The 3,065-nt window shown below is 31.2% G+C and carries 3 protein-coding genes; 1 reads left to right on the top strand and 2 read right to left on the bottom strand.

Translation table 11 applies throughout. The features are described from left to right. Positions 1-432: 432 nt before the first annotated feature. The gene (locus KI356_RS23270) at positions 433-1,293 is read right to left on the bottom strand and encodes a DegV family protein (RefSeq protein WP_212936596.1); all 861 of its coding nucleotides are present in this window, start codon (positions 1,291-1,293) and stop codon (positions 433-435) included. A 227-nt stretch (positions 1,294-1,520) separates the two neighbouring features. Here KI356_RS23270 and KI356_RS23265 point away from each other — a divergent pair, with 227 nt between their 5' ends. Next, a complete protein-coding gene (locus tag KI356_RS23265; RefSeq protein WP_212936595.1) occupies positions 1,521-1,952 on the top strand; it encodes a GNAT family N-acetyltransferase in 432 nt (143 codons plus the stop codon). Between the two features lie 197 nt (positions 1,953-2,149). Here the strand turns inward: KI356_RS23265 and KI356_RS23260 are convergent. Beyond that, the coding region (locus KI356_RS23260) for a BC_2427 family protein (RefSeq protein WP_212936594.1) at positions 2,150-3,065 on the bottom strand (916 nt) is incomplete at its 5' end.

Genomic DNA, 3,065 nt, shown 5'->3' with positions numbered 1-3,065 from the left:
GATCGTATGGTTAATTACATTTACCTAGTACATGGAAGACATCTATTATAAATCAAAATAAATTAAATGAACTTAATAGATGAATTATTAATATCAAATCCTAGAAATTAGTTTGTCGAATTATTTAGTAAATATGAAAGGATGATAAATATGGTTGTAAAACCTAAAAACGATTCAACACGAAAAATAGTAAGATATTCTGGAGGATCCGCAACTCTTTTAATACTAGCATCCTTCCTTTATCAGTGGAACAATGGTTTAGTAATTGATGATACTGAAACATTTGGTTTCATACTAGCCTTCACCGTTTTCCTATCTACCCTCTTACCTACTAAAAAGAAAGCTACTAACTAATAAAAAATTACATGTTTTTCATTCATAAAAAAACAATTATATTAGAATTAAAAAAGGATTGATCAAAAGATCAATCCTTTACTCTACTTCATTTAAGAAAAATAACGTTATAACTCCAGGTCCTGTATGCGCTCCGATTGCTGCTCCAATTGTATTTACAATGAAGACTTCGCAGCCAAATCTTTCAGTAATTAATGCTTTTAACGCTTCGGCTGTTTCTAAATCATCACCGTGTGTCATACCGATTGTTTGACCTTTAAGATCTTTTCCGCGCTCTTCCATAATGTCAACAATTCGGCTTAATACTTTCTTTTTCCCTCTTACCTTTTCAAGTGGTACAAGTTTTCCTTCTTCCACATTTAAGATCGGCTTAATGTTTAATAAACCACCGATGAATCCCGCTACTTTACTTAAACGTCCACCTCTAACAAGGTACTGTAAGTCAGCTACAGTGAAGATATGTTCCATATGCTCCATTAGAAAAGCGACACGGTTTAAGATATCTTCTTTTGTTGCGCCTTCTTTTGCCATTTTAGCAGCCTCTAATACGACAAGCCCTTGACCTAGCGAGGCGCATTTCGTATCAATAATTTCTAAATCTAAGTCAGCATATGTTTCTTTCACTTCTTCTCTAATAAGAACTGACGATTGATATGTACCTGATAGTTCAGATGAGAAAGCTAAATATATACAAGGATTACCTTCTTTTGCATAAGAAACAAATTTTTCTTGGAATGTTTCAAGTGAAGGCAATGACGTTCTATAAGAAGCGCCTTCTCTCATGTTTTGCAATAATGTAACTGAATTTAATGTAACTCCATCTAAATACTCTGTTTCTGCTTCATCATATACACGGAGTGGAATTAAATCAATATCATATGCCTGCAGCAATTCTACCGGTAAATCCGCCGCACTATCCGTAATGATTTTAACACCCATTTTTAAACCTCTATTCTGTTATAAATATATAAAAAAATAAAATAAAAATATTACTTTTAAATTATATACGTAAAACAAGATTGAAGAAAGAGAAAGTACTTTATATTGTATGCACTCTTCTTCAAAACTTGAACTGTTAGTTAAAATGATTTCGCTTTATCCTCTTTTCGCTAGTTATTGGGTTATATATAATGAGAATATTAGAACTCTTCCAAAGGAGGGCACATATGAGTATTCAACTAGCTACATCTAATGATTTAGAATGGATTAATATTCAATATGAATCTATAGGATTTGTACAAAGCGATTTAACTCGAGATAAAGTTGCGATCATTACATACAACAATGAGTATGCAGGTATAGGACGTTTAGTCCAAATAGATAAAGATACAATTGAATTGGGTGGCATTTTCATACTACCTAACTTTAGGGGATTACAATTAGCAGGAGAACTCGTTTCATTTTTAGTACAAACGGCGAAAAAATTACATATTCAAAATGTGTATTGTCTCCCTTTTGAGGAATTAGAAAATTTTTATAAAAAATACGGCTTTACTGAAGTCGATACTACTCAAGAAGTTGTCCATCCAATTATTCTAAAAAAATATAATTGGTGTTTAGAAACGTATGATAAACATGTGTTGCTGTTTAATTTGTGAGTTTTCTAAAAGGGGAACGTATACAATTTGTATTACACCTCATATATTAATAAACATTTATCTTTGTTATCTATTTAATTGACTCTCTTATTTTAAGCGACCGATTAACAATCCAATAATTCGTTAAAATAGATATGTTTTTTATTTCTTCTACATTATATAACTGTATTCATCATCTACCTACAATTTGATGAATTTTATGTAATTCGCACTTGCACTTCCTGTTCTTGTAATACTTGGACAGTTAATCCCAATACAATATTTTGCATTAACTGATACACATTATCATGAAATGTACTTTGTTCTATAATATATTCAATATATTGAAAGATATAGCCTTCTACAAGTAAGCTCCCTTTTTCAACTGTAAACGGATTCTGTCCTGTCTTTTTTATTTTTGGTAATAAAATTTCATTTTTTGTCAAAATAATCTCCTGTGACACCCCTTTTATTTCTATGACTTTTTCTTTAAATGTCACCTTTTCTCGCAAACTAATTTCACCTTTATACCTCCCAATTTCTATTGGTAATTTCGCTGTTATATAATCATTAAATTCACCTTCACTTCCCTTCTCTAATATCATACTGTGGATAGGAATCCACGAAGATGTCTCTATCCTATTCTCTTTAATATCATCTTTAACTTTTGGATCAGAAAATTCTAAAAGCACTCTCTTTTCATGAAGATTTGAAGAAACTAATTTACAATAAGCCTCTCCATGATAATGTTGCGCTGTAGTTAATAGCTTTGCATCTAGTTCTCGATACCCTTCTTTTTTTTCATTTTGGAATACAAATGCTTCTTGTTTTTTTACATTTATATTAGGATAGTTTAAAAACCTAGACACTTCCGAAATAATAGAAAATGGGATTTTCACTACCATAAAACGTACTGAAGTATTTATTTCTGATTCAGTTTCTACATCTTCTTTCTCTAATCCAGATTCTTTATCTTCTTCCTCTGATCCTGTTTCTACATCTTCTTTCTCTAATCCAGATTCTTTATCTTCTTCCTCTGATCCTGCTTCTACATCTTCTTTCTCTGATTCAGTTTCTACATCTTCTTTTTCTTTTTCAGATTCTCTATCTTCCTTCTCTGATCCTGTTTCTACA

Origin of the sequence: Bacillus hominis (assembly GCF_018332515.1) — a bacterium.
Lineage (GTDB): Bacteria > Bacillota > Bacilli > Bacillales > Bacillaceae_G > Bacillus_A > Bacillus_A hominis.
This window is presented reverse-complemented; position numbering and strand designations above follow the sequence as displayed.

What these genes read in the sequence shown, in the direction of transcription:
- KI356_RS23265 (WP_212936595.1), top strand. Translation starts at nt 1,521, where the DNA reads ATGAGTATTCAACTAGCTACATCTAATGATTTAGAATGGATTAATATT.
- KI356_RS23270 (WP_212936596.1), bottom strand. Translation starts at nt 1,293, where the DNA reads ATGGGTGTTAAAATCATTACGGATAGTGCGGCGGATTTACCGGTAGAA.